Raw genomic sequence first — 2,825 nt, forward strand, 5'->3', positions numbered from 1 at the left:
GAACTTACCCGACAAGGAATTTCGCTACCTTAGGACCGTTATAGTTACGGCCGCCGTTTACTGGGGCTTCAATTCAAAGCGTCGATTGCTCTAACTTCTCCTCTTAACCTTCCAGCACCGGGCAGGTGTCAGGCCATATACTTCATCTTGCGATTTTGCATAGCCATGTGTTTTTGTTAAACAGTCGCCTGGGCCATTTCTCTGCGGCTTCTCCATCCCTGGAGGAAGCGTCCCTTCTCCCGAAGTTACGGGACTATTTTGCCTAGTTCCTTAGCTGTGAATCACTCGAGCGCCTTAGTATGCTCTACTTGACCACGTGTGTCCGTTTGTAGTACGGGTACTCATTGAATTAACGCTTAGCGGTTTTTCTTGGAAGTCTGTTTACGTCCATATCCGTTTGTACAAGTACGCACGGTACTTTCAGGTTCGACTCAAAGCGCGGATTTGCCTACGCTTCTCAATATCTACACCCTTCAACGAGGTATTCCGTCACCTCGCAGGACTGTCACTACTCCGTCCCCACATCGCTCCAATAAGTAGTACAGGAATATTAACCTGTTCTTCCATCGGCTTCGCCTGTCGGCTATACCTTAGGCCCCGACTAACCCTGATCCGATTAGCGTTGATCAGGAATCCTTAGTCTTCCGGCGGGAGGGTTTCTCGCCCTCCTTATCGTTACTTATACCTACATTTGCTTTTCCAGCCGCTCCAGAGTAAGTTATCCTTACGCCTTCTACGCCGAACTGGAATGCTCCCCTACCACTCATCTCTGAGTCCATAGCTTCGGTAATATGCTTATGCCCGATTATTATCCATGCCAAACCGCTCGACTAGTGAGCTGTTACGCACTCTTTAAATGAATGGCTGCTTCCAAGCCAACATCCTAGCTGTCTAAGCAGTTCGACTTCGTTAATGCAACTTAGCATATATTTGGGGACCTTAGCTGATGGTCTGGATTCTTCTCCTCTCGGACATGGACCTTAGCACCCATGCCCTCACTCCATGAGATCATTTATAAGCATTCGGAGTTTGTCAGGACTTGATAGGCGGTGAAACCCTCGCATCCAATCAGTCGCTCTACCTCTTATAAACTCCTCACAGGCTGCACCTAAATGCATTTCGGGGAGTACGAGCTATCTCCAAGTTTGATTAGCCTTTCACCCCTACCCTCAAGTCATCCGAAGACTTTTCAACGTCAAACAGTTCGGTCCTCCATTTGGTGTTACCCAAACTTCAACCTGCTCAAGGGTAGATCACTTGGTTTCGCGTCTACTTCCACTGACTAATGCGCTTTCGCGCTTTCATTCCTTACGGAATGAACCTCGCCCTGTTAAGACTCGCTTTCGCTTCGGCTCACGGTCCTGAAGACCTTAACCTCGCCAGTGAAAGTAACTCGTAGGTTCATTATGCAAAAGGCACGCCGTCACAGCACGTAGCTGCTCCGACCGCTTGTAAGCGAACGGGTTCAGGGTCTGTTTCACTCCTCTGTTCGAGGTGCTTTTCACCTTTCCCTCACGGTACTGGTTCACTATCGGTCTCTGGGGAGTATTTAGCCTTAGCGGATGGTCCCGCCAGTTTCACACAGGATTTCTCGTGTCCCGCGCTACTCAGGATACTGCTAAAAATGGTAAACTTACCTGTACCGGCCTGTCACCGTCTGCGGGGGCGCTTTCCAACGCTCTTCCAATTCATTTACTTCTTCTATATCGCAGTCCTACAACCCCCATAATGCATTGCTACATCATGGGTTTGGGCTTCTGCGCTTTCGCTCGCCACTACTCGCGCAATCACTTTTGTTTTCTTCTCCTAAGGGTAATTAGATGTTTCAGTTCCCCTCGTTTGCTTCCCGCTATGCAGGATGACACAGCTTCACTGTGCCGGGTTGCCCCATTCGGATATCCGCGGATCAAGGGTTATTTGCACCTACCCGCAGCTTTTCGCAGCTTATCACGTCCTTCTTCGCCTCCCAGAGCCTAGGCATCCACCGTTCGCTCTTATTTGCTTTTTTATTTTATTATCGTATTAATACTGTATCAATTATGTCTATTGATAAATCGCTCTATCTCTAAAACTATATCAAACACAGTAAAACCTTACTTCTCTTCTTGTTACAATATGTCAAAGATCGTTCGTTTGTCGTATAAAAAGCTTTCATACTATTTTATACCTTCTTCACTCGCCAGACTACGGTCGCCGGTCTACAGTCTACAGTCTACGGCCGCCAGACCCTGATTGTTTTATGCAATTTTCGGTATAACTTTAAGTTTGCCGCTATTCACTTTCAACTATTAACTAATCACTATTAGTTATTGACTATTCGCTATTAACTTTCCGTTATCCGCTTTTCGCTTCTTTTTTGTAGTCCCAGGCAGAGTTGAACTGCCGACCTCTACATTATCAGTGTAGCGCTCTAACCAACTGAGCTATAGGACTGGCTGTATTCCTCTTTTTTTCTCCCGAGGCTACGGTGTATTGTTTTTAAAAAATGATTAAACAACGGCTTAACTACACTGTGTGCATACTTAATAAAAAAGGGAGAACCACCATACCAACTTGTCTTTCCGTTTTCTTATGAATTTTGTGGAAAAATCAGCGCGTAACAATCAGGCCTTTTTCGGAAAATCATCTCTCCAGAAAGGAGGTGTTCCAGCCGCACCTTCCGGTACGGCTACCTTGTTACGACTTAGCCCCAGTTACCGGTTTTACCCTAGGACGCTCCTTTGCGGTTACGTACTTCAGGTCCCCCCGGCTTCCATGGCTTGACGGGCGGTGTGTACAAGGCCCGGGAACGTATTCACCGCGCCATGGCTGATGCGCGATTACTA

At 47.3% G+C, this 2,825-nt stretch carries 1 tRNA gene and 2 rRNA genes; all 3 read right to left on the minus strand.

Annotated features, from left to right (window positions below):
* Positions 1-2,008: ribosomal RNA gene (locus tag EKD03_RS18030) — 23S ribosomal RNA — on the minus strand; the annotation flags it as partial.
* Positions 2,009-2,359: 351 nt separating this feature from the next.
* A tRNA-Ile gene (locus EKD03_RS18035) sits at positions 2,360-2,433 on the minus strand.
* A gap of 201 nt (positions 2,434-2,634) precedes the next feature.
* Positions 2,635-2,825, minus strand: a 16S ribosomal RNA gene (locus tag EKD03_RS18040); the annotation flags it as partial.

The sequence above is a fragment of the Candidatus Oscillochloris fontis genome, assembly GCF_004138135.1.
Taxonomy (GTDB): Bacteria; Chloroflexota; Chloroflexia; order Chloroflexales; family Chloroflexaceae; genus Oscillochloris; species Oscillochloris fontis.